Below are 22,998 nucleotides of genomic sequence, written 5' to 3' on the forward strand. Positions count from 1 at the left end.
GGCTGCGGCGTCAGTTGGATGTGTCACGTCCTCAGCCGCCAAGTGCCCTTGCGCCCGTTTCGAACTGCAACCGGGCCAGCCGGGCATAGAGCCCGTCCTGCGCCACCAGTTCGGCATGGCTGCCTGTTTCCACAACCATGCCCTGATCCATGACCAGGATCCGGTCCGCCTTCAGCACGGTGGCGAGCCGATGCGCGATGACGAGCGTGGTACGGCCCTGCATGAGCCGTTCCAGCGCCTGCTGCACCAGGGTCTCGCTTTCGGCGTCCAGCGCGCTGGTGGCCTCGTCCAGCAGCAGCACGGGGGCATCCTTCAACACAGCCCGCGCGATTGCGATGCGTTGGCGCTGGCCGCCAGAGAGTGTGATGCCGCGCTCGCCCAGGACCGTGTCATAGCCCTGAGGCAGCGCCGCGATGAAGTCATGCGCCAGCGCCAACCGCGCCGCGGCCTCGATGTCTGCGCGCAAGGCCGAGGGGCGACCGTAGGCAATGTTGTCGGCGGCGCTGCTGCCGAACACAACCGTATCCTGCGGCACAAGCGCAATCCGGGCCCTGACGGTTTCCGGGTCTGCGTCCCGCAGATCCACGCCATCCAACAGGATGCGGCCGCCGGTTGGATCGTAGAAGCGCATCAGAAGATGGAACAAGGTGGACTTGCCGGCACCCGACGGCCCCACGACCGCAATCGTTTCGCCCCGGCGGACATCGAGATCAATCTGGCGCAGCACCGGAATGGCTGCGGGCGTGCCCAGATCCTCGGCGGCCGGTTCCTGACGATTGTAGGCAAAGGCCACAGCCTCGAAGCGGATCTCCCCGCGCGGCGGCACGGGCAAAGGCACCGGCGTCGCAGGCGAAGCAATCGCCGGCTGGATGCGCAGCAGCTCGGCAAGGCGTTCCGCCGCCCCGGCAGCCTGCGATATCTCTCCCCAGACCTGCGACAGCTCGCCAAGAGCACCGGCAGCAAGGATCGAATACAGCAGGAACTGGCCAAGCTGGCCGCCTGTCATGCGGCCGGAGAAGACATCTCCGGCCCCGATCCACAACACGGCGACCACGCTTGAAGAAATGACAAAGATTGCGAACCCTGTAAGAAAGGCGCGTGCGCCGAGCGCGCCGCGCACCGATTGGAACGCGGATTCAATCGCCGCAGCATATCGCCCGGCAGCCATCCGCTCTGCCGTAAAGGCCTGCAGCGTGCGCACCGCACCGAGCATTTCCGAGGCAAAGGCGGAAGCATCGGCAAGCCGGTCCTGTGCCGCGCGCGAGCGTTTGCGCACCATGCGGCCGAACCCGATCAGCGGCAGCACGATGACCGGAATTGCCGCCAGCACGATGACCGAAAGCCGGGGGCTGGTATAGACCATCAGCGACACCGCCCCCACGAACATGACGAAGTTGCGCATGGCAATGGAGGCACTGGATCCGAAGGCAGCCTTGATCTGGGTCGTGTCCGCTGTCAGCCGGGACAGGATCTCGCCCGATCGGGCGCTGTCATAGAACGCCGGGCTGAGCCGCGTGAGATGGGCAAACACATCCGCGCGTACGTCCGAGACGATCCGCTCGCCAATCCACATGACAAGGAAAAACCGGCAGGAACTGGCGAGTGCGAGCGTTGCCGCCACGCCGATCAGCAACAGGAAGTAGGTGTTCACGAGCTGCGGATCATCGGCACCAAAGCCATGATCGATCATCTGTCGCACAGCCATCGGCAACACAAGTGTCGTGGCCGCAGCACTGACCAAGGCAAAAACCGCTGCAACCGCCATCAGCTTGTAGCGCGCGATATAGGGCAGAAGCTGGATCAGGGGACGCAGCGAACGGCTCCGGTTATCAGGCGCCGGCGCGGCTTTCGTCGTCTCTGGCGCGGTGTCTGCGGTAGCCAAGCCGGGAGTCTCCACATAAGCTGCTGGATTGCTGCAGGAGAGTTGGCGCATCCGCCCCGGATTTCCAAGCGGAAAAAGGCTGAAATCCGCAACCACGCGCCCTTGTTTTGCCAGCCGTCTTACGATATAGCAGCGCCTCATGTTTCAAGGGCTGGCCTTGCGCACGCGCGCGGTCGGCTGAACACCTAAGGATATGCATCTCGCCAGCCGGCCGTTCGTGGCTCAGGGCAGGTGCTGGAAAGGACCGGCGATGAAAGCGAACATCCATCCCGACTACCACGCCATCAAGGTCGTCATGACCGATGGTACGGAGTACATGACCCGCTCGACCTACGGCAAGGAAGGCGACACCCTGGCCCTCGACATCGATCCAATCTCCCATCCGGCCTGGACCGGTGGTGAGCGTCAGATCATGGACCGTGGCGGCCGCGTCTCGCGCTTCAAGAACAAGTTTGCGGGCTTCCTCGGCTCCTAAGACCTGTTTGCCGGCAGCATTTGCCAAGCACGGTTTCAAAAACCCTCGCAGCAGCGCTGCGGGGGTTTTTTGTTGCCCATGTCTCCGCGACATCAGTTGACCGGAACAACGAAAAACCCCGCCTGAGGCCAGACGGGGTTTGATCGATCCGGATCAGGGTCACTGATCCTCAATGCCAGTAACGGGCAATGCTCAATGCATCGTCTCTCCGCCACGCAGCTTCTGAATTTCGTCCTTGAGCCGGAGCTTGCGGCGCTTCATTTCGGCAACTTCAAGAGTGTCGACACTTGGATGCAACTGCGCTGTCTCGATTTCGCGCTCAAGCGCGGCGTGGCGGCGTTCCAGTTCGGAAATATGCGATTGCATTGACATGGAAGATGCTCCTTGTCTTATTGGCTCAGACAGCAAGATGGTGCCACATATTTTGCCGGCTTGTCGAATGCATAAATTGGGACCTGCCCTGCATCTCACGCATATCGCACTGCAAAACAAATTCTACGCTTACGTAAAGTTTAAGTTCTCCAGGGAACTTTGACCTTAAATCTTACGTAGCGTCGCATTCAATGAGGCTGCCTCACGCTTGCGAACCATGTGTTGGCAACAGTGTCGGCAAAAGGGGCTCGCTCAAAGTTCGGCTGCGGTGTACGATTTCACGGCGAATGGCAGCACAGCCACGTGTAATTCGCCGGAGAAGGACTTCAGTCTGTCCGGCACTGACTGGGCGGCACGTGTATTGTGTCTGGGGAGTGCAATGTCGGAAGCCAACGAAAAAGCCTTGCGGGTGGAACTCGCCCAGTTGCGTCAGGAACACAGAGACCTGGATATGGCTGTCCAGGCGCTTGCCGGCACCGGCAGCGCCGATGCCTTGCAACTCCAGCGCCTGAAAAAGAAAAAGCTGATGATCCGCGACCGAATCGCCGCGATCGAAGACCAACTTTTCCCCGACATCATCGCCTGAGCAGCCGGCACGTCTTTTTGCAGCGCAGCAGGCGTCCTGCCCTTGCGCGTCGCCTGCCACATCCTATAATCCGCGCCTTTCCGGACACAGCCTCACGCGAAGGAGATGCCATGGCACACGGGAGCGCCGCACCGGTCGCGATCATCATGGGCAGCCAGTCTGACTGGCCCACCATGAAACACGCAGCCGAAACCCTCGACAGGCTTGGTGTCGCCTATGAGGCCCGCATCGTTTCCGCCCATCGCACGCCGGAGCGCATGTTCGATTTCGCCAAGGCCGCGCGTGGCAATGGCGTCAAGGTGATCATCGCCGGGGCCGGCGGGGCCGCACATCTGCCCGGCATGACCGCCGCCCTGACACCGCTGCCGGTGTTCGGCGTGCCAATCGAGTCGCGCACCCTGAAGGGCGAAGACAGCCTTCTCTCCATCGTGCAGATGCCGGCCGGCATTCCTGTCGGCACGCTCGCCATCGGCAAGGCCGGGGCCGTCAATGCCGCCCTGATGGCCGCGTCTGTCCTGGCTCTGACGGACATGGGCCTTGCTGACCGGCTCGATGCCTTCCGCACCGCCCAGACCGAGGCCGTCGCCGACTTCCCGACCGACGAGGAATGATCCGACCATGACAGAAAGTGCAGCGCGCGTCCTCGCCCCGGGTGACACCATCGGCATTCTCGGCGGCGGGCAGCTCGGCCGCATGCTGGCGGAAGCTGCCTCGGCCCTCGGCCTGAAGGTGCATGTCTTCTGCCCGGAAGCAGGCAGCCCCGCCTTCGACGTTGCAGCTGTCCACACGCTTGGCGCCTATGAGGACACCGCAGCGCTCGACGCCTTCGCCGCTCAGGTCGATGTGGTGACCTACGAGTTCGAGAACGTGCCCGGTCCCACGGCTGCACATCTGGCGGCGCGCCTTCCGGTCCGCCCCGGCCCGAAGGCCCTGGCCGTGGCGCAGGACCGCCTCAGCGAAAAGGACTTCCTGTCGGCGGCCGGCATCGCGCTGGCTGGCTATGCCCGCATCGACAGCCTCGCTGACCTGGACGCAGCGCTCACCCGTTTTGGCGGACAGGGCGTGCTGAAGACCCGGCGGTTCGGCTATGACGGCAAGGGACAGGCGATGATCCGCGATGCCGCCAAGGCCGGTGAGGCATTCGCAGCACTGGGCGGCAAGGACCTGATCCTCGAGGCGCTGATCCCCTTCGTGCGCGAAGTGTCCGTGGTGGCCGCGCGTGGCGTGACGGGAGAGGTCGTTGCCTATGACATTACTGAAAACCATCACGAGCACCACATCCTGAAGACATCCACCGTGCCGGCGAATGTGGGGATGGCGACTGCCGATAGCGCGCGGGAGATCGCGGGACGCATTGTCACGGCACTCGACTATGTCGGCATCATCGGTGTGGAAATGTTCGTGGTTGGAACAGGCGCGGACGAGCATCTGCTGGTCAACGAGATCGCCCCGCGTGTGCACAATTCCGGCCACTGGACCCAGGACGCCTGCCTGGTCTCGCAGTTCGAACAGCACATCCGTGCCGTTGCCGGCTGGCCGCTTGGCAAGGCCACACGACACAGCGACGTGGTGATGGAAAACCTCATCGGCGCGGAAGCGGACGACTGGGCCCGGATCCTGGCCGAACCGAATGCGCGTCTGCACCTCTATGGCAAGGCGGAGAGCCGACCGGGCCGCAAGATGGGCCACGTCAACCGCATCACGCCGAAGCGCTGAGACTGGTTTTGCTGCCGGCCCGCTCAGACGGCCGGCAGAAGCCCCGCTTCTTTGCGGCGGGCAAAGCGCCAGATCGCCATGATCGCAGTCGAGGCAAGCCCGCCAGCCAGACCCCACCAGATGCCGACACCGCCAAGACCAAGCGGAAACGCCAGGACATAGGACAGCGTCATGCCAATGGCCATGTAGCCAACCAGCGCGTAGAGCAGCGGCGTCATCGTGTCGCCAAGCCCGCGCAGGATGCTGCCTCCGGCCACCTGGGCGCCATCCGCAATCTGGAAAACGGCCGCGACCCCGAGCAGGCCCACCGCGATGGTCAGAACTTCAGCCGAGGCCGGATTGTCGAAGTCGAGGAACAATGAGACCAGCGTTTCCGGAATGGTCCAGAAGACAATAGCCGCTAGCGTCATGAAGCCGAGGGTCAGCCACAGGGCCGTCCAGCCGGCCCGCGCAATCCCGTCCAGATCCCGCTGCCCCGCAGCCAGACCCACCCGTGTCATGCCGGCCTGTGAAATGCCGAGCGGCACCATGAAGGTGATCGAGGCGATCTGCAGGGCGATGCCATGGGCGGCCAGCGGCAATGTCCCGACCCACCCCATCATCATCGTCGACCCGGTGAACAGAAAGCCCTCGGCAACGATGGTCAGGCCAATCGGCGCGCCCATGCGCAGGATCTGGAAGAACACCGGCCAGTCGCTGCGCCAGAGCCTCCCGAAGACATTGAACCGGCGCAGCCGTGGCTGGGTCACCACATAGGCGGCGAGAATCGCGAAAGCGACGACCTGGGTACAGACAGAGGCAATCGCTGCCCCCTGCAGCTCCAGCCGCGGAAAGCCGAAGTTTCCGAAAATCAGCAGATAGTTGAGCGCTGCGTTCAAAACGGCGGCGCCAATGGTCGCCCACAGCACGATCTGGGGCCGCCCCATGACCGTCACGAACGCACGTGTTGCCATGATCGCCATCGACGGCAGCAACATCCATTGCATGATCCGCATGTAGCCTGCTGCCAGTTCCGCCAGTTCGGGCGTCTGGCCAAGGGCGATCAGGATGTCCTGCGTGAACCACAGCACGGCCCAGACCGGCAGGCAATACAGCGTGACCGCCCACAGCCCCATGCGAACCGTCCGGCGGAGGTCCCGCGGTGCTTTTCGTCCGAGCGCCTGTGCGGCAATCGGGATGATGGCCTGGGTCATGCCCATGCCGAAGAACCAGAACAGGATATAGAGGTTGTTGGCCAGCACCACCGCGCCAAGTTCGACCGGACCGAGCCAGCCAACCATGATGATATCGGTGGTGTTGATGGCCATCTGCGCCAATTGCGCGCCTGCCAAGGGCATTCCAAGCGCGAGCGTCGGGGCAATATCGCTGCGCCAGAGCGCAGACAAAGAAAGGGCGGGCTTCATCGACACGCGCGGGCTCCAGAAACCAGGCGGATGCGCGGCACCGGAGGAACCTTTCGGCAGACAAACACAGACCTGCCAAAAGAACCAACCGATGGGTCCGGCATTTGCCAGGGGGCGGGCAAGCGGACGACACACCGTAGGAGGACAAAAAATGTCCGGGGCGACCAGAGGTAGATTGTTTGCCCTTTGCTGTCCAGCGGTGTATCGGCCTTGCCGTGTTGATGAGGCCAGCTCAAGACCGTCGCGGGACCGAAACAAATCTCCAACCAGGTCGGCACTCCGGCGTATGTTGTGATAAGATCGTAGGGCTTAGCCATTGCCAATTTCGCCGCGAACCGGCACCGTCCAAGTGATTCTCCCCGTGTGGATGAAAAATGACCCAGATGTTGCGCTTTTCCTGCCCTTTCCGTAGCCCGGCGCAGCGCCGGCAAAGTGTCTTTGCACTGAGCATGGCAACAGGCCTGTTGCTGGCGGGATGCCAGACTTCGGACATCTACAGCGGCGTCCCGATTGACTCAGCGGCAGGATCGAGCGCGAACATCGCCTCGCTCTCGGAAGTCATCAAGGTCAGCCCCGGCGACGCAAATGCCTACAACACGCGTGGCGTCGCTTATGGCAAGGCCGGAAAGCTCGACCAGGCGATGCAGGATTTCAACACCGCGCTGAAGATCGACCCGAACAGCTACCAGGCTTATGCCAACCGGGCCCTTGTCGAACGGCGACGGGGCAACATGGCCAACGCCGTTGCCGACTACGACCGCGCCCTGCGCATCAAACCGGACTATGACGCCGCCCTCGTTGGCCGCGGCAACACCTATCGCCTGGCCGGCCGCTATCCTGAAGCCCTGCGCGACTTCGACGCCGTCATCCGGCGCAATTCCAACGATGCGCGGGCGTTCCACAACCGGGGCCTGATTTATCAGGCACAGGGCCAGCACAGCTTCGCAATCGAGGACTTTTCGACGGCCATTGTGCTGAACCCGAAAGCCTCCGAGCCCTATATCGCGCGCGGCATCTCTTATCTGAAAATCAACGACCCGCAGGCAGCGCTGGCCGACCTTTCGGAAGCAGTCAACTTTGACAAGAATTCATCGATTGCCTGGGCCAACCGTGGCGTCGCTCTGGAGATGACCGGCCAGAAGAACGATGCCGTGCGCAACTACAACCGGGCCCTCGGTCTCGACGCCAACAATCAGTTGGCCCGCGACGGGCTTGGCCGCGTGAACCGGGGCAGCTGAGCGGACGATGCATCAGAACGGCGCCGGGGCGTGAAACGCCAGCCTGGCGCCCGTCACTGGATGGGTGAAGGCAAGATCACGCGCGTGCAGTTCCAGCCGCGCGCTGAAACTGCGGGCAACGCCTTCGGCATAAAGGCTGTCCCCGACAATCGGATGACCAAGGCTCAGCATGTGGACGCGTAGCTGGTGCGAGCGACCGGTTACCGGCTCCAACTGCATCAGCGTGGTGTCGTCCTCATGCCGCAAGACGCGCCAGAGAGTGCGGGCGGGGCGGCCGTCCTCGAAGCAGATCTTCTGCTTGGGCCGGTTCGGCCAGTCGACGATCAAAGGCAGATTGACCTCGCCGCTTTGCTCCAGAACGAGTCCCCAGACACGGGCGACATAGGCCTTGTCCGTTTCGCGCCGCTCGAACTGCATCGACAGCCGGCGATGAGACCCTGCATTGCGCGCCAGCACCATCACACCGGACGTGTCGAGGTCCAGTCGATGCACGATCCGCGCGCCGGAAATCTGGGCCGCGAGCCGGGTCACGAGGCTGTCCTGACGGTCCTCTCCCCGACCTGTAACACTGAGCAGACCGCACGGCTTGACCACGACAATGACGTGATCGTCCACATGCAACACCTGCAGCGGGCCTTCGGGCGGAACATAATCGAACGGGATCGGCTGTGTGTCATGCATGTCACGCGTATCGCCTTTCGCCGGGCAAAAGGCAATGACCAGCCCGTCACAGGTTTCTTAAGACGGTTCGGCTACCTAGATTGTAAGGCAACACACTGAAACCAAACGCGGGGCAACGAGGACCATCGCATGCTGGATCTGCTGTTTCCCGTCACGCTGATCGGCGCCGGCCTCGTCCTCGTGTCGGTCATGACCAGCGCGCTGGCATTTCGCTTTGGCGCGCCGCTGTTGCTCGTGTTCCTGAGCGTAGGGCTGCTGGCGGGCGAGGACGGCCTCGGCATCCGGTACAATGATGCCGGTTCAGCCTATTTCATCGGCAGCCTGGCTCTTGCCATCATCCTGTTCGACAGCGGCTTCAACACCAAGCTGAGATCGGTGCGCCAGGCTGCAGCGCCGGCACTCCTGCTGGCAACGCTTGGCGTGGTTATGACAGCGGGCCTTGTCGGCGCTGTCGCCCGGCTGTTGTTCGGACTGCCCTGGCTTGAAGCCTTTCTCCTTGGCGCGATCGTCGGTTCAACCGATGCTGCCGCCGTGTTCTTCCTGTTGCGCGTCGGCGGCATCAACATCCGTGACCAGGTGCGTTCGTTGCTGGAAGTCGAATCCGGGTCGAACGACCCGATGGCGATCTTCCTGACAATCATCCTGGTCGAACTGATCCTAAGCGGGGGCAGCGTTGGTGATGCCTGGACCGAACTGCTCAAGGGTTTCGGCATCCAGATGGGGCTCGGCCTCTCGCTCGGCATCTTCGGCGGCTACCTCATCCTGGCCGGCGCAAAGGTGATCCGGCTGGAAGGAACACTTTATCCCATCAGCATCCTGTCGTTTTCGCTCCTGTTGTTCGGCTTCACCGGCCTTGCCGGGGGCAGCGGCTTCCTGGCGGTCTATGTCGCCGGGATCATTGCCAGCAACAACACGATCCAGGGGCAGGTCAGCCTGCGGCGGTTTCTCGAGGGCCTGACCTGGATGGCGCAGATCGCCATGTTTCTCACCCTCGGGCTGCTGGCCACCCCGTCGCAGTTCCTGGGACTGGCCCTGCCCGCGATTGCCCTGGCCCTGGCGCTGACCTTTGTCTGCCGGCCGCTCGCTGTCTGGCTTTGCCTTCTGCCCTTCGGCTACAAGCGCAACGAGACCGCCTTCATCTCCTGGGTGGGCCTGCGCGGCTCCGTCTCGATCCTGCTCGGGATTATCCCCCTCGCAAGCGGTATGGAGAACGGGCAGCTCCTCTTCAACACCGCCTACATCGTCGTGCTGGTCTCGCTGCTGCTGCAGGGCTGGACCATCGCGCCGATGGCCCGCTGGCTGGGCCTGATCGTTCCAGCGCGTATCGGGCCGGTGGAGCGTTTGGAACTGGAGCTTCCCGGCGGCAGCGGCGACCATGAACTCGTTGTCTACAAGGTGGCAGCGGAGAGCCCGGTGGCGCTCGGCGACGAGCGCCTGCCCCGCTGGGCCCGGCCATCGCTGGTGGTGCGAGATGGCCACTCGATGCGCTACCAATATGCCGGACGGCTGCAGGTGGACGACCTTGTCTACATGTTCGTCGCCCCGCAATACATCCGCCTCCTCGACCGGTTGTTTGCAAGCCCCGTGCGCCTGACGCTGGACGATGAGGACTTCTACGGCAAATTTCTCATTGATCCGCGCCAGCCAATGGCCGCGTTGGCCGAGGCCTATGGGTTGAGCGGTGTTGTTGATCCGCAGCAGCCGCCTGTTTCGATCCGTGACTACATCACCCAGCGGCTCGGCGGCACTGCCGAGGTTGGTGACCGGATCACCTGCGGCGCTGTGGAACTGATTGTCCGCGATTTCGATGCGGACGGCGCCATTTCAGAAGTCGGCCTATCCATAGAGGAAGCCGAAAGCGCCGCGCAACTGCCGCTGTTCCAGAGCGGCCGCGAACTGTGGCAGCTGCTGCGGGCAAGACTGGCCAACCGCGGCAAACAGGCGTAGTCCGCGCATTGCGGCGCGAGGCGGAGCCGTGAGCTTGATCACAAACCTCGACCTCACCGAGGTCATCCCGGCCAAGCGCAGCGCAGAGCCGGGACCGGTGAGTCGAGGCCTCTATATTTCAATCAGTTACCCCCGTAGAGACCTCGGCTCTCCGGCCCCGAGTCTCCGCTTCGCTGCGCCCGGGGTGACGATAGAAGGCTTGTCACAAAGCGGAACGGCCCCGTTTCCGAGGCCGTCCATTGTTTCATCGAGAGGCTCGTCCATCAAGCCTTAGAGGGCCTTGACGATTTCTTCGGTCATCTTCTTGGCATCGCCGAACAGCATCATCGTCTTGTCGAGGAAGAACAGTTCGTTCTCGATGCCGGCATAGCCGGAGCCCATGCCGCGCTTGATGAAGAGCACGGTGCCGGCCTTGTCCACGTCGAGGATTGGCATGCCGTAGATCGGCGACTGCGGATCGTCACGGGCGGCCGGGTTGGTCACGTCGTTCGCGCCGATGACATAGGCAACGTCAGCCTGCGAAAATTCCGAGTTGATGTCTTCCAGCTCGAACACTTCGTCGTAGGGCACGTTGGCTTCCGCCAGCAGCACGTTCATGTGACCCGGCATGCGGCCTGCGACCGGATGGATCGCATACTTCACCTCGACGCCTTCCGCCTTCAGCTTGTCGACCATCTCGCGCAGGGAGTGCTGGGCCTGGGCAACCGCCATGCCGTAGCCCGGCACGATGATGACCTTGGACGCGTTCTTCATGATGAAGGCCGCATCTTCCGCCGAGCCCTGCTTCACCGGGCGCTGCTCGCCGCCACCCGCTGCCGCCGCCGACGATGTCTCGCCGCCGAAGCCGCCAAGGATCACCGAGATGAAGGAGCGGTTCATGCCCTTGCACATGATGTAGGACAGGATCGCGCCGGACGAACCGACGAGGGCACCGGTCACGATCAGGGCCATGTTGCCGAGGGTGAAGCCGATGCCGGCCGCGGCCCAACCCGAGTAGGAGTTGAGCATCGACACGACCACCGGCATGTCGGCGCCGCCGATCGGAATGATGATCAGCACGCCGAATACGAAGGCAACGAGCACGACCAGCCAGAAGGCCAGCGCACTTTCCGTCGCCACCAGAATGGCGACAAGAACCACCACGGCGACCGCAAGGCCGATGTTGATGGCGTGACGACCCGGCAGCATGATCGGCTTGCCGGACATGCGGCCGTCGAGCTTCAGGAACGCAATGATCGACCCGGTGAAGGTGATCGCGCCGATGGCAGCACCGACCGAGGCCTCGATCAGGGCCTGGGCATGGATGTGCCCCGGTTCGCCGATGCCGAAGGCTTCCGGCGCATAAAGCGCGGAGGCGGCCACGAACACGGCGGCCAGACCGACCAGCGAGTGGAAGGCGGCGACGAGCTGCGGCATCGCCGTCATCGGAATGCGGCGGGCGATGATCGCACCGGCGCCACCACCGATGCCGACGCCGGCAAGGATGATCAGCGCGGAGCTGAAGGTGACACCGGTTGCCAGCAGCGTGGTCACCACGGCGAGGGTCATGCCGACCATGCCGTAGGTGTTGCCCGTGCGGGACGTTTCCGGATGCGACAGGCCGCGCAGGGCCATGATGAAGAGAACGGCGGAGATCAGGTAGAGAACGGCCGTGATGTTGGCAGACATGGATACGGCCTCCTCAGCGCTGCTTCTTCTTGTACATGGCGAGCATTCGGCTGGTCACGAGGAACCCGCCGAAAATGTTGACGCTGGCAAGGACCAGGGCGATGAAGCCGAAGATCCGCGCCATCAGCGCCCCGTCGCCATGCGACAGGTCAACGCCGACTGCCAGCAGCGCGCCGACGACGATCACCGAGGAGATCGCGTTGGTCACCGCCATCAGCGGCGTGTGCAGGGCCGGCGTCACCGACCAGACGACGTAATAGCCGACGAAGATCGCCATCACGAACACGGAGAGCAGGAACACGAACGGCTCGATGGCCGCAGCTCCAACTGCTTCTGTGGCGCGCACGGCCAAATCGACGGCACCGCCTGCGATCTGGTCGGCATAGGACTGCGCAGCGGCCGCTGCTTCCTTCGCCGTTTCTGCAGCTTCGGCCGCAGCCTCGGCAGCAGCGCGGGCCTTTTCCAGCGCTTCGGCTTGATTGACTTCGCTCATCTAATCCCCCTTACGACTTCGCCGGCGCAAAGGCAGGGTGAACCACTGCCCCATCGCGCGTCAGCACGGTCGCCTTGACCAGTTCATCGTCCCAGTTCGGCTTCAGCACCTTGTTCGTCTTGTCGACCATGGTCTCCAGGAAGGCGATCAGGTTCTTGGAATAAAGCGCCGAGGCCGAGGCGGCGATGCGTCCCGGCACGTTAAGGTGGCCGACGATCCGCACGCCCGACACCGTAGCGATCTTGCCCGGCTTGGCCCCCTCGACATTGCCGCCGCGCTCGACAGCAAGGTCAATCACAACGGAGCCCGGCTTCATGCTGGAAAGCATAGCTGCCGTGATGAGACGCGGGGCCGGACGGCCCGGGATCAGCGCCGTGGTGATGACGATGTCCTGCTTGGTCAGGTGAGCGGCGACGAGTTCGGCCTGCTTGGCTTGATAGGCCTCCGACATCGGCTTGGCATAGCCACCAGCCGTCTCAGCCTGCTTGAACTCGTCATCCTCGACGGCGATGAATTTGGCGCCGAGCGATTCGACCTGCTCCTTCGAGGCCGGACGCACATCCGTCGCGGTCACGACAGCACCGAGGCGTCGGGCCGTTGCGATGGCCTGAAGACCGGCAACGCCGGCACCCATGACGAAGACGCGGGCAGCCGGAACCGTGCCGGCAGCGGTCATCATCATCGGAAAAGCGCGGTCGTATTCGGCAGCCGCGTCGATCACGGCGCGATAGCCGGCAAGGTTTGCCTGCGATGACAGGACATCCATGACCTGCGCACGGGTGATGCGCGGCATGAATTCCATCGCGAAGGCGGCAATGCCAGCCTCGGCCATGGCCTGGACCTCGGCTTCCTTGCCATAGGGATCCATGGTGGCGATGACGAGGGCACCGGCCTTCATCAGCTTCAGCTCGTCCGCATTGGGGCGGCGTACCTTCAGCACCACATCGGCATCTGCCATGGCGCTCGCGGCATCCTTGGCGATGACGGCACCAGCGGCCTCGTATTCAGTGTCCAGGATGCGAGATGTTGTGCCCGCTCCCGTTTCGATGGCAACCTCGAAGCCAAAGGTGATCAGCTTCTTGACGGTCTCCGGTGTGGCGGCGACACGGGTTTCCACCGCGTCGCTTTCGCGCGGCACAGCTATCCTCATTCCAGACCCTCCCAGGGAAGATTTAGCAGTAAACGAAACGGCGAGACGAAAACGCCGCCCGGGGGCGGCGCTCGATCAGATGGTCACAAGGGCCAGGAGCCCGGCCAGCACAAAAACCGCAGCAGCGGGGATCCAGCCCTTTTCGCCCAGCGCCATGCCGGCAGCAATGGCGACCAGATTGGCGATGGTCAGAATCCAGCCGAACACGACAGCAGCCGTGCCGCCGAAGGCAAACATGGCCAGGGTGATGACAATGGTCAGAACCGCGATGGTGCCGATCTTCGAGAAGTTGATGAACCCCTCGTAAGTGCGCTCGTGCTCGGCATAGTCCATGGAGGAAGAAGAGTTGCTAGACATCAATAGTACCCCGACTGCTTGTCACAAGTGGTGATGGGCAGCCCCATACAACGGAAGCGCCCCGCACTGCAATGTGATCCGGACCGGAAGACTCCGTTTGAGTTTTTCCCGATCGAACCCGTCATTACGCTGCCGCTGCCGGACTGACCAGCCCGGTTTTGGCCAAAACAGTTCTCTGGCTGTCTGAGATTTTTTTCACCTCGAAGCCGTCGATCTGTTCGTTGAACAGACGATAGAAGTTCAATTCCGCGCGCAGATGAAGAAAAACCCCACCAAGACCTATGGCCGCCCGGTCCATGAACACGAATTCCCGGGGAACCGTGACCGGACCAAGCTCCTTGAGAGCCTTTTGCACTCGGAACGCCTCCTGACGTCCATACTCGGCCGGGCTTACACCATCAGCGATGGCGCGCACCCGATCTGTCAGCAAAGGACCATAAATGAATCTCGCCCAGATGTTGAGGACATTGATGAGATCCCGGCTCAGACTTTTGAAGCCCCAGCTTTCGTAGGCATGGACAATTCGCGCGTCATCGTCATGCAGCAGTCCCTTGTAGAGATCGACGACGCCGCCGACGAAGGTCGAGGGGAAGATGCGGATACAGCCATAGTCGAGCAGATTGATGCCACCTGGTTCGCCCGCCTCGCTGAACACGGTGTAATTGCCCAGGTGCGGATCGCCATGGATGACGCCAAAATGGCTGAACGGATGCCACCAGGCATGGAACATCGTCTCGGCAAGCCGGTTGCGCACGGTCAGGTCCGCGTCCTTCCAGCTCAGCATCGGCGTGCCGTCCAGCCAGCCCATGGTCAGAAGCCGCTGCGTTGACAACTCGTCCACCACATCGGGCACCCGGATGCGCGGCTCGTCAGCCAGCACATCCCGGTAGACCGCCATCTGGCGTGCCTCGCGGGTATAATCGAGTTCTTCTCGAACCCGCTCCGAAATCTCCTTTGCAATCTCGCGGGTATCGATCGCGGACTGCATGCGCCTGTGAACGGAAAAGAGCAGCGCCAGCTGCTTGAGATCCGCCTCCACCGCCGAGGACATGTCGGGGTACTGCAGCTTGCAGGCCAGCGCCCGTCCGTCGTGCCCGGTCGCCTTGTGCACCTGGCCAAGGGATGCGGCCGCCGACGGTTCCTTGTCGAAGTGGGCAAACCGCTCCTGCCAATTCTCACCAAGTTCCGCCCGCATCCGGCGCTTGACGAAGGCCCATCCCATCGGCGGCGCGTTGGACTGAAGCTTTGCCAGTTCCGCCGCATATTCGGGCGGCAGCACGTCCGGGATCGTCGACAGCAGTTGCGCTACCTTCATCAACGGCCCCTTGAGGCCGCCCAGCGCCGCCGCCAGTTCCGCCGCGCCCTTCTGATTGTCGAGGTCCAGCCCGAACAAGCGCGCCCCGGCGAGCTTGGCGGCGATGCCGCCCATGTTGGTGCCCACCTTGGCGTAGCGCCCCACGCGGGCGCTGAAGCGGTTGGCTTCCTGGTCCTGTCCGTTGTTGTCTGTCCCGGCCATGTCCTGTCCTTCGGCTCGCCCTGCCCCGTGGCAACGCGTCTGTCGTCGGCGGTCTTACGAATGGGCTAGCGCCTCCAGATCGGCCGCCAGCCTGTCCCGATGACCGGTCAGCCCCTTATAGGCCAGCTGGGCCGGTTCCATCGCACGCAGCTGGAGTGCCAGGCCTGCGGCCAATTCACGCCCCCCGGGATGGCGGGCGAGCAGAGCGAGGGGATCCTGATGGATCTTGATCGTGAAAAGGATGTCACCGGATGCGGGAAGCCGGCGCAGGGTCTGGCGTTCGACGCGGACAAAGAGCGCTGCCAGCAGCGATCCATCCACATCCCCGACCTGCGGTGTCAGCAGCTTGGCCTCTGGGTGATGCAGCTCGGCGTCATCATAAACCGACCAGTTGAACCGCTCGATGATCTGGCCATCGCGCAGATTGTCGAATATCCGGTCCACGGTCTGACCCATGCGCCCGGCAAAGCCTGGCACCTTGGCGTGGATCTCGCTCATCGGCTGGCGGAACTTTTCAGCCAAAGACCAGGACGAGGGGAAGCAAAGCGCGGCGGCTGCAATCCTGTACCCGCCCTCGCCCTTGCGCATCAGGACCAGATCGTCCTGCACCAGACGGGCAGCAGACAAAAGACCGGGCGCGTCTGGTCCGGATAGCCCGACGACCGCGCCGGACTGACGCAAGAGAACACCGCCGTCTACCTCACCATAAAGCGCCGGGTGGACGACCGGCAAATGCGCAGCCATGAGACGAAAGGTTTCCGCCTGCGCTGCTTCTGTGCCTGGCTCCGCCCGGAACACACGGTCCAGATGCTCGCGGAACAGAGCATCCTTGAGCTGCAGATGCTGCGCCAGGAGCGGATCCGGATCGAACCAGCGCGCCTCCTCCACCGGAGCCAGGCCGATGGTGAAGGGCTGTTTCGATCCGTCATAGGGCGTGTGGCGGAAGGGGTCCGCCGGGCCCGGTTCCACCGTCTGCATCACTCGTCCATCGCCTCGAGTTCGTCGATGATCCGTTCGATCACCGAAAGGCCGCGCTTCCAGAAGCCCGGATCCGTGGCATCAAGGCCGAAGGGCGCCAGCAGCTCGCTGTGATGCTTCGTGCCGCCAGCCTTCAGGAGATCGAAGTATTTCTGCTGAAAGCCCTCGTCGGCGTCCTCGTAGACCGCATAGAGCGAGTTCACCAGGCAATCCCCGAAAGCGTAGGCATAGACGTAGAAGGGCGAGTGGATGAAGTGCGGGATATAGGTCCAGAAGGTCTCGTAGCCTTCGCCCAGCCGGATGGCCGGTCCGAGACTTTCGCGCTGCACTTCGAGCCAGATCTCGCCCAGGCGTTCGGCCGTCAGTTCGCCGTCCTTTCGCTCGGTGTGCACCTTGCGCTCGAAGGTATAGAAGGCGATCTGGCGCACGACTGTGTTGATCATGTCCTCGGCCTTGCCGGCGAGCAGGATCTTTCGCTCCTTCCGGCTCTCGGCCTTGTCGAGCAGCGAGCGGAACGTGAGCATTTCGCCAAAGACGCTGGCGGTCTCGGCCAGCGTCAGCGGCGTCGGCGCCATCAAGGGACCATTCGGCCCGGCCAGAACCTGATGCACGCCGTGACCCAGCTCATGCGCCAGCGTCATCACGTCCCGCGTCTTGCCGAGGTAGTTCACCAGAACATAAGGATGCGCGCTCGGCACGGTCGGATGGGCGAAAGCCCCCGGCGCCTTGCCTTCGCGGGCCGGGGCATCGATCCAGTCACGCTCGAAGAAGCGGCCGGCGATTTCCGCCATATCGGGCGAAAAACCGGCATAGGCGGCAAGCACCGTGCCGCGCGCCTCGTCCCAGGAGATGATCCGGTTGTCCGACTGCGGCAGCGGCGCGTTGCGGTCCCAATGGTTGAGCTGGTCCATGCCGAGCCAGCGCGCCTTCAGCGCGTAATAGCGGTGGGACAGACGCGGGTAAGCATCACGCACGGCCGCTACCATCGCATCGACCACTTCACGCTCGACCCGGTTGGCCAGATGGCGGCTGTCGGCGATGTCCTCGAACTTGCGCCAGCGGTCGGAGATTTCCTTGTCCTTGGCCAGCGTGTTGGTGATCAAGGTGAAGACGCGCAGGTTCGCCTTGAAGGTCTCGGCCAGGGCGTCCGAGGCAGCCTTCCGCTTCGCCGGATCGCTGTCTTGCAGGTAATTCAGCGTCGCCTCGATCGGCAGCGACTGGCCGTCAACGGTGAAGCGGAGCGAGGCGATGGTTTCGTCGAACAGGCGGTTCCAGGCGCCGCGGCCGCTGATCGACTTTTCGTGGAACAGCTGCTCGACCCGGTCTTCCAGCTGATACGGCTTTTCCTTGCGCAGATCCTCGAACCAGGGGCGATAGTGCCGGAGCCCTGGGTCCTGCAGCGCCGTCTCGATGACCTTGTCATCGATGCCGTTCAGTTCCAGCGTGAAGAACAGGAGGTGGGAACTCGCCGTGGTGATCTTTTCCTGGATGTCACCATAGAACTTCTGCCGCGCCGGATCGGTGGTGTTGCCGGCATAGAGCAGGCCCGCATAGGAAATCAGCCGGCCGAGCAGATCCTCCAGGTCCTCGAAGGACTGCACAGCGGCCAGAAGGGCCTCGACATGCTCCGCCGCCAGCCGCGCGAGTTGCCCCTTGTAGGCACTCTCGAAACTGCGGGACCGTTCCAGCGCCCCAGCCAGATCAGACTGGACCTGGGGAGAATCGGGGGCTGGATAGAGATCACTCAGATCCCATTCCGGCAAATCGCCGAGAGCGGCGCCAGCCGTTGCAGGAGAGCGGGCGATTTCAATGCGATTCATGACGCCTCCGGTTGGGACCGGCCCGCCGGGCGGGCGCAGCCCCTGATTCTGACCTCGATCCGGCACATGTCCAGCGGGCCCATCAGCCTGCCGTAGCCGTTTCCATACCCTTGTTTAGGGCCGAAGGACCTCTCCGGGCAATTCCAGAATTCCTGATCGATCGCCGGAGTATGGACGATTTATTTACCCGTTGCCGACCAAGATGGCCCGAATTGAGACACCCACGCAAATTCCGGGCGGTACAGTCATGCAGTCAGCCAGCGGGCGCATTCTCATTGTCGATGATGATCCGATCCAGCGCCGTCTGCTGCAGGAAGCCGTGACCCGGTTTGGTTACCGGGCAAAGACTGCGGAGAACGGCGCCGAGGCCGTTCGCATCATGACCGGCCCCGAAGGCGCTGACGTCGATCTCATCATCATGGACATGGTGATGCCCGAGCTGGACGGCATTGGCGCATTGCGCAAGATCCGGGCCGAGCGCATCGCCGTGCCGGTGATCATGCAGACCGCTCATGGCGGCATCGACACGGTCGTCAACGCCATGAGCGCCGGGGCGCAGGATTTCGTCGTCAAGCCGGTCGCGCCGGAGCGGCTTGAAGTCTCGATCCGCAACCTGATGAAGGTTTCAGCGCTTGAGGGCGAGCTGACCCGGATCCGCAAGCGCACGTCCGGCAACCTTACTTTCAATGACATCATCACACGTTCGCCGGCGATGGAGCGCGTGTTGCGGCTGGGCCAGAGGGCAGCCTCCTCCAACATCCCGATCCTGATCGAGGGGGAAAGCGGCGTCGGCAAGGAATTGATCGTCCGCGCCATCCAGGGCTCGGGCGAGCGCAAGTCGCGGCCCTTTGTGACCGTCAACTGCGGCGCGATCCCGGACAATCTGGTCGAATCCATCCTGTTCGGCCACGAAAAGGGTGCCTTTACCGGCGCCGTCGACAAGCATGTCGGCAAGTTCCAGGAGGCCCATGGCGGCACGCTGTTCCTGGATGAAGTTGGCGAACTGCCTATGGATGTGCAGGTCAAGCTGCTGCGTGCGTTGCAGGAAGGTGAGATCGACCCGATCGGCGCGCGCCGCCCGGTGAAGGTCGATTTCCGGCTGATTTCGGCAACCAACCGCCGGCTGATTGATCTCGTCAAGGAAGGCGGGTTCCGAGAGGATCTTTATTACCGCCTCAACGTGTTCCCGATCTGGATCCCGCCGCTGCGCGACCGCCGTGAGGACATTCCGGCACTCGCCCGCCACTTCCTTGCCCGTTTTGCGGCAGAGGAAAGCAAGACCCAGGTGTCCGGCATCAGCGCCGAGGCGCTTGAGATGCTGCAGGCCTATTCCTGGCCGGGCAACATCCGCCAGCTGGAGAACACGGTGTTCCGCGCTGTCGTCCTGTGCGACGGCGACCAGTTGATTGCCGAGGACTTTCCGCAAGTCGCCGCCGCCATCGACCATCCGCTGCCACCGCCGGAACTGGATCGCCACACGCGCCAGACTTCGCCAGCTCCATCTGCACCGGCATCGCCGGAGCCGACCTTCGCAGGACCGGGCGGAACAGCCCCCTTCGGCTTCATGCGCAGCCTGGATGACGACGGCCACATGCGGACCCTGGCTGCAGTGGAAGAGGAAATGATCCGCTCCGCCATCAGCCACTACAGCAGCCGGATGACAGAAGTCGCCCGGCGTCTCGGCATTGGCCGCTCGACGCTTTACCGCAAGCTCAAGGACTATGGCCTGGACGACGGAGAGGCCCAGGACGCGGCGGAATAACGCAGTTGTGCACAGTTTTCTGTTTCGAGCCTTTGAAACAAACGACTTTTTAGGGGTGAACCGCGAGCGCTCCCATACAAATTTGCAGCGCACGCTCGAACGAAGTCGGCAAATATTTATATTTTTCAGATATTTACCATTTTCAAGCCCCATGCAATCACATACTGGACAGGCCGTTGTATTTCCGCCACTCTCCCGACCCAGATGAAAACACGGTAAAAAGTTTTTAACCTGAGGCGGCTAGTCTCATCCCTGTCACCGGGGGGTGGGTATTGGCTGCAAGGCCTTCAGACTGCGAGATGTGATTTGCGTGAACGGTTAGTCCGAAGCAGCGCCTTTTCCGGGGTTCAGCGCATTGCTGCCCTCGTGTTTGTATTGGCTGCGCTCTTCATTGGTCCGTCGGTCATCGCGCCGGAACTCTCGGCCGCTCAGGCCGAGACGCGTACACTGAAGCTCTACAACACCCACACCAAGGAACGGGTGCAGATCACCTTCAAGAAGGATGGTCGCTACATTCCCTCGGGTCTGCGGGATGCCAACCGGTTCCTCCGCGACTGGCGCCGCAATGAAATCACCAATATCGATCCCAAGCTGCTCGACCTGGTCTGGGAAGTGTACCAGCAGGTCCGCGGCAGTGACTATATCCATGTGGTGTCGAGCTATCGCTCGCCGGCGACCAACAACATGCTGCGCTCTCGCTCGCGCGGTGTTGCCAAAAACAGCCAGCACTCGCTCGGCAAGGCGATGGACTTCTTCATCCCTGGCGTCAACCTGACCAACCTGCGCGCCACTGGCCTGCGAAAACAGGTCGGCGGTGTCGGCTTCTATCCGACATCGGGCTCGCCGTTCATCCACCTCGACACTGGCAGCGTGCGCCATTGGCCGAAGATGAGCCGGCAGCAGCTGGCCAAGGTCTTCCCGGATGGCAAGACCGTCCATATTCCGTCTGACGGCAAGCCGATGGCTGGCTATCAGTTGGCCCTCGCCGACATCAAGTCCGGCCGTCGCGGCAATTCCAAGATCGTCATCGCTTCCGGCGGCGGCGAGGAGGAAGAAGGCGGCAGCACCACTACACGGGGCCAGATCCTGACCTCGGGTGACAATGGCGATCTCGTCCGGCCGGCTCCGGGCACCGGACGCGGCTTCCTCGCCAGCCTGTTTTCGGGTGAGGATGACGACATTGAGGAAGCTTCCGCACGGGGAGAAACCGCACCGGCCAGGCCCGCGCCGCAGCGTCAGCAACGCCCGGCCGCAACCGAACAGGCGCCTGGCGTAAAGACCCCGCCTGCCCCGATTGCTGTTGCCGCGCAGAAGCCGGCTCCCGCCGCAGCGCCGGTTGAAACCGTCATCGCTGCCGCCCCGCCGCCAGCCAAGCCGCGCGAGACAACCGATCCGGTGCCGCAATCCATTCCGTTCCAGATCGCCGCTGTCGATCCGAACGCCCGTACGGCCGAAGAAGCACAGTCGGCAAGCACCGGCCCCGCCCTTCTCCAGGCGGCTGCGCCTCCAGTCACCGTGGTCCCGACGGCAAAGCCGAAAGCATTGACCGTAGTGGCCGCGGCGAATGTCGTGCCCCCGCGTCCGGCTCCGGTCGTTCCGGCAACGGACCCGATCGCCGCGATTGCCGCAGTCACCGGTACCGAGCCCGCCCGCAAGCCGCAGATCGGTCAGACAACGCTCGCCTACGCTTCGCCGGCCTCCACAACCCCTCAACTGACCCAGCGCCAGTTGCTCCAGATGAAGGCTGCCGCCGCTGCAGCTCAGATGGCAAAGGACCGCAAGAAGCCAGCCAAGCCAGCGCCGACTGTCTCGGGTCTGGTGCCGCCAGCCGTCATCGTCGATCCGCTGGCCGGGTTCGCGAGCCTGCCAGACAAGTCGGTGCCGCAGATCATTTCCGGCACCTCGACGCTGCGCAGCGTGACGTTCGCGGAGATGAGCCATCCGAACCAGCGCAAGATCGGTTCGCTGCTGCAGACCGGCAACCGCTTCCTGAAGCATGGCTTTGCCGCTCAGCCTTACGACAATCTGCGGACCGACAGCTTTACAGGCGCAGCAATCACGGTCCTGCCGGTGGTTTTCACCCGCTGATCCGGGCTTCGACAGGAAACAGTTCAAAGGGCGGCCACTGGCCGCCCTTTTTGTTTAAGAGATCTCGTCCTCACCGTCGTCACCCCTGTCTATTCGAGCGCCTCTGGCCAAGCGCAGCGCGAGCCGGGGCCTACTCGTTTCCAGAGCGGTGATACGCACTTCACAAAGAGCCATGGATGCTAGATGCTCCCGAGGCGGCATATTGTGCAAAGATCGCATTGGTTGCTCTGCGAACGAGTAGGCCCCGGGTCTTTGCTGCGCTACGCCCGGGGTGACAGCAATCGATTTTCTGCAACCCCGGGCAACAAAAAAGCGGCCACGCGGGCCGCTTTCTGACTGACTTCAAGGCATTGAGACTTACTCGTTGCCGATGTAGCCATGCATGCCGAGGGCCTGGAGGTAAAGGTCGAGGATCGCCTCTTCCTCTTCGCGCTCATGCGGCTGCTTCTTGCGCAGGGAAATCACCTTGCGCAGGATCTTGACGTCGAACCCGTTGCCCTTGGCCTCGGCATAGACGTCCTTGATGTCATCGGAGATGACTTTCTTTTCTTCCTCGAGACGCTCGATGCGCTCGACGAAAGCGCGGAGCTGGTCCGCGGCGACGCCGCCCGGATCTGTGGTCATGGGATCGCTCTCCTGTTGCTGAAATGTCTTGGCCAGGCATCCGGCCGATGAAATCTGGGTGCACTGCCGTGCCAGTTTCTCACCCGCCGGTCAAGCCGGTTCGGGGCACGGCTCGACGCTTCAATGGTCGCCGTCGCGCGCGTCGAAGGCCGCCTTCTGCTCAGCGCTAGAGCGTGTCGTATCTGACCAGATTCGGGATTCCCTTTGGTGTTGATCCGTGATTCCCTGTTTTGCATCGAAAC

The 22,998-nt window shown here is 62.9% G+C and carries 20 protein-coding genes; 8 read left to right on the top strand and 12 right to left on the bottom strand.

All coding sequences use genetic code 11. The features are described 5' to 3' along the window. Positions 1–31 precede the first annotated feature (31 nt). Positions 32–1,933, bottom strand: a complete 1,902-nt coding sequence (locus tag ACTIFE_RS16890; RefSeq protein ID WP_439530333.1) for an ABC transporter transmembrane domain-containing protein — start codon at positions 1,931–1,933, stop codon at positions 32–34. A gap of 199 nt (positions 1,934–2,132) precedes the next feature. Between ACTIFE_RS16890 and rpmE the strand changes: the two genes are divergently transcribed. Further along, positions 2,133–2,357 (top strand): 50S ribosomal protein L31, encoded by a 225-nt coding sequence (gene rpmE / locus ACTIFE_RS16895; RefSeq protein WP_106751454.1) that lies wholly within the window; start codon positions 2,133–2,135, stop codon positions 2,355–2,357. A 192-nt stretch (positions 2,358–2,549) separates the two neighbouring features. On the opposite strand, the gene ACTIFE_RS16900 is transcribed toward rpmE, so the two are convergent. Beyond that, complete coding sequence (locus ACTIFE_RS16900; RefSeq protein WP_439530334.1) at positions 2,550–2,729, bottom strand: YdcH family protein; 180 nt, start codon at positions 2,727–2,729, stop codon at positions 2,550–2,552. A 379-nt stretch (positions 2,730–3,108) separates the two neighbouring features. Between ACTIFE_RS16900 and ACTIFE_RS16905 the strand changes: the two genes are divergently transcribed. The 3 genes from ACTIFE_RS16905 to ACTIFE_RS16915 all read left to right on the top strand — a co-directional run bounded on the left by ACTIFE_RS16905 (position 3,109) and on the right by ACTIFE_RS16915 (position 5,031). Next, complete coding sequence (locus ACTIFE_RS16905) at positions 3,109–3,315, top strand: YdcH family protein (protein ID WP_106751456.1); 207 nt, start codon at positions 3,109–3,111, stop codon at positions 3,313–3,315. Positions 3,316–3,425: 110 nt separating this feature from the next. Continuing rightward, positions 3,426–3,926 (top strand): 5-(carboxyamino)imidazole ribonucleotide mutase, encoded by a 501-nt coding sequence (gene purE / locus ACTIFE_RS16910; protein WP_439530335.1) that lies wholly within the window; start codon positions 3,426–3,428, stop codon positions 3,924–3,926. A gap of 7 nt (positions 3,927–3,933) precedes the next feature. Beyond that, on the top strand, positions 3,934–5,031 hold the full coding sequence (locus ACTIFE_RS16915; protein ID WP_439530336.1) for a 5-(carboxyamino)imidazole ribonucleotide synthase: 1,098 nt from the start codon (positions 3,934–3,936) through the stop codon (positions 5,029–5,031). Positions 5,032–5,054: 23 nt separating this feature from the next. Here the strand turns inward: ACTIFE_RS16915 and ACTIFE_RS16920 are convergent, their stop codons facing one another. Next, entirely contained in the window at positions 5,055–6,434 is a 1,380-nt protein-coding gene (locus ACTIFE_RS16920) for an MATE family efflux transporter (RefSeq protein ID WP_439530349.1), read from the bottom strand. 449 nt (positions 6,435–6,883) lie between these two features. On the opposite strand from ACTIFE_RS16920, the gene ACTIFE_RS16925 reads away from it, so the two are divergent. Continuing rightward, positions 6,884–7,672: a tetratricopeptide repeat protein gene (locus tag ACTIFE_RS16925; protein WP_439530350.1), complete on the top strand. Its 789-nt coding sequence runs from the start codon at positions 6,884–6,886 to the stop codon at positions 7,670–7,672. 12 nt (positions 7,673–7,684) lie between these two features. Here the strand turns inward: ACTIFE_RS16925 and ACTIFE_RS16930 are convergent, their stop codons facing one another. Further along, entirely contained in the window at positions 7,685–8,353 is a 669-nt protein-coding gene (locus ACTIFE_RS16930) for a pseudouridine synthase (RefSeq protein ID WP_439530337.1), read from the bottom strand. Between the two features lie 129 nt (positions 8,354–8,482). Here ACTIFE_RS16930 and ACTIFE_RS16935 point away from each other — a divergent pair, with 129 nt between their 5' ends. After that, positions 8,483–10,300: a potassium/proton antiporter gene (locus ACTIFE_RS16935; protein ID WP_439530338.1), complete on the top strand. Its 1,818-nt coding sequence runs from the start codon at positions 8,483–8,485 to the stop codon at positions 10,298–10,300. Positions 10,301–10,570: 270 nt separating this feature from the next. Here the strand turns inward: ACTIFE_RS16935 and ACTIFE_RS16940 are convergent, their stop codons facing one another. From ACTIFE_RS16940 to ACTIFE_RS16970, 7 genes are all read right to left on the bottom strand, one after another. After that, the gene (locus tag ACTIFE_RS16940; RefSeq protein WP_439530339.1) at positions 10,571–11,968 is read right to left on the bottom strand and encodes an NAD(P)(+) transhydrogenase (Re/Si-specific) subunit beta; all 1,398 of its coding nucleotides are present in this window, start codon (positions 11,966–11,968) and stop codon (positions 10,571–10,573) included. A 13-nt stretch (positions 11,969–11,981) separates the two neighbouring features. Then, a complete protein-coding gene (locus tag ACTIFE_RS16945) occupies positions 11,982–12,461 on the bottom strand; it encodes a proton-translocating transhydrogenase family protein (protein ID WP_439530340.1) in 480 nt (159 codons plus the stop codon). A 10-nt stretch (positions 12,462–12,471) separates the two neighbouring features. Further along, a complete protein-coding gene (locus ACTIFE_RS16950) occupies positions 12,472–13,611 on the bottom strand; it encodes a Re/Si-specific NAD(P)(+) transhydrogenase subunit alpha (protein ID WP_439530341.1) in 1,140 nt (379 codons plus the stop codon). A gap of 75 nt (positions 13,612–13,686) precedes the next feature. Then, positions 13,687–13,968, bottom strand: a complete 282-nt coding sequence (locus tag ACTIFE_RS16955; protein ID WP_439530342.1) for an aa3-type cytochrome c oxidase subunit IV — start codon at positions 13,966–13,968, stop codon at positions 13,687–13,689. A 124-nt stretch (positions 13,969–14,092) separates the two neighbouring features. Next, complete coding sequence (locus ACTIFE_RS16960) at positions 14,093–15,484, bottom strand: ABC1 kinase family protein (protein WP_439530343.1); 1,392 nt, start codon at positions 15,482–15,484, stop codon at positions 14,093–14,095. A gap of 54 nt (positions 15,485–15,538) precedes the next feature. Continuing rightward, entirely contained in the window at positions 15,539–16,462 is a 924-nt protein-coding gene (locus ACTIFE_RS16965) for a heme-dependent oxidative N-demethylase family protein (RefSeq protein ID WP_439530344.1), read from the bottom strand. Next, positions 16,462–18,282, bottom strand: coding sequence for a M3 family oligoendopeptidase (locus ACTIFE_RS16970; protein ID WP_439530345.1), 1,821 nt, complete (start codon positions 18,280–18,282; stop codon positions 16,462–16,464). The genes ACTIFE_RS16965 and ACTIFE_RS16970 overlap by 1 nt, the downstream gene beginning before the upstream one ends. A 247-nt stretch (positions 18,283–18,529) precedes the next feature. Here ACTIFE_RS16970 and ACTIFE_RS16975 point away from each other — a divergent pair, with 247 nt between their 5' ends. Beyond that, positions 18,530–20,044 carry a sigma-54-dependent transcriptional regulator gene (locus ACTIFE_RS16975; protein WP_439530346.1) on the top strand — a complete coding sequence of 505 codons (1,515 nt, stop codon included), beginning with the start codon at positions 18,530–18,532 and terminating at the stop codon, positions 20,042–20,044. Between the two features lie 306 nt (positions 20,045–20,350). Next, positions 20,351–22,132, top strand: a complete 1,782-nt coding sequence (locus ACTIFE_RS16980; protein ID WP_439530347.1) for a DUF882 domain-containing protein — start codon at positions 20,351–20,353, stop codon at positions 22,130–22,132. 357 nt (positions 22,133–22,489) lie between these two features. On the opposite strand, the gene ACTIFE_RS16985 is transcribed toward ACTIFE_RS16980, so the two are convergent. After that, a complete protein-coding gene (locus tag ACTIFE_RS16985) occupies positions 22,490–22,756 on the bottom strand; it encodes a DUF2312 domain-containing protein (RefSeq protein WP_106751470.1) in 267 nt (88 codons plus the stop codon). Positions 22,757–22,998: the final 242 nt, after the last annotated feature.

Source organism: Pannonibacter sp. (assembly GCF_051860505.1).
In the GTDB taxonomy this organism is placed as follows: Bacteria; Pseudomonadota; Alphaproteobacteria; order Rhizobiales; family Stappiaceae; genus Pannonibacter.

Coding starts and splice junctions, on each gene's coding strand:
- ACTIFE_RS16950 (WP_439530341.1), bottom strand. CDS start 13,611: ATGAGGATAGCTGTGCCGCGCGAAAGCGACGCGGTGGAAACCCGTGTC.
- ACTIFE_RS16920 (WP_439530349.1), bottom strand. CDS start 6,434: ATGAAGCCCGCCCTTTCTTTGTCTGCGCTCTGGCGCAGCGATATTGCC.
- ACTIFE_RS16890 (WP_439530333.1), bottom strand. CDS start 1,933: ATGCGCCAACTCTCCTGCAGCAATCCAGCAGCTTATGTGGAGACTCCC.
- ACTIFE_RS16900 (WP_439530334.1), bottom strand. CDS start 2,729: ATGTCAATGCAATCGCATATTTCCGAACTGGAACGCCGCCACGCCGCG.
- ACTIFE_RS16915 (WP_439530336.1), top strand. CDS start 3,934: ATGACAGAAAGTGCAGCGCGCGTCCTCGCCCCGGGTGACACCATCGGC.
- ACTIFE_RS16985 (WP_106751470.1), bottom strand. CDS start 22,756: ATGACCACAGATCCGGGCGGCGTCGCCGCGGACCAGCTCCGCGCTTTC.
- ACTIFE_RS16975 (WP_439530346.1), top strand. CDS start 18,530: ATGCAGTCAGCCAGCGGGCGCATTCTCATTGTCGATGATGATCCGATC.
- ACTIFE_RS16955 (WP_439530342.1), bottom strand. CDS start 13,968: ATGTCTAGCAACTCTTCTTCCTCCATGGACTATGCCGAGCACGAGCGC.
- ACTIFE_RS16970 (WP_439530345.1), bottom strand. CDS start 18,282: ATGAATCGCATTGAAATCGCCCGCTCTCCTGCAACGGCTGGCGCCGCT.
- ACTIFE_RS16935 (WP_439530338.1), top strand. CDS start 8,483: ATGCTGGATCTGCTGTTTCCCGTCACGCTGATCGGCGCCGGCCTCGTC.
- ACTIFE_RS16905 (WP_106751456.1), top strand. CDS start 3,109: ATGTCGGAAGCCAACGAAAAAGCCTTGCGGGTGGAACTCGCCCAGTTG.
- ACTIFE_RS16930 (WP_439530337.1), bottom strand. CDS start 8,353: ATGCATGACACACAGCCGATCCCGTTCGATTATGTTCCGCCCGAAGGC.
- ACTIFE_RS16940 (WP_439530339.1), bottom strand. CDS start 11,968: ATGTCTGCCAACATCACGGCCGTTCTCTACCTGATCTCCGCCGTTCTC.
- purE (WP_439530335.1), top strand. CDS start 3,426: ATGGCACACGGGAGCGCCGCACCGGTCGCGATCATCATGGGCAGCCAG.
- ACTIFE_RS16965 (WP_439530344.1), bottom strand. CDS start 16,462: ATGCAGACGGTGGAACCGGGCCCGGCGGACCCCTTCCGCCACACGCCC.
- ACTIFE_RS16945 (WP_439530340.1), bottom strand. CDS start 12,461: ATGAGCGAAGTCAATCAAGCCGAAGCGCTGGAAAAGGCCCGCGCTGCT.
- rpmE (WP_106751454.1), top strand. CDS start 2,133: ATGAAAGCGAACATCCATCCCGACTACCACGCCATCAAGGTCGTCATG.
- ACTIFE_RS16960 (WP_439530343.1), bottom strand. CDS start 15,484: ATGGCCGGGACAGACAACAACGGACAGGACCAGGAAGCCAACCGCTTC.
- ACTIFE_RS16925 (WP_439530350.1), top strand. CDS start 6,884: ATGGCAACAGGCCTGTTGCTGGCGGGATGCCAGACTTCGGACATCTAC.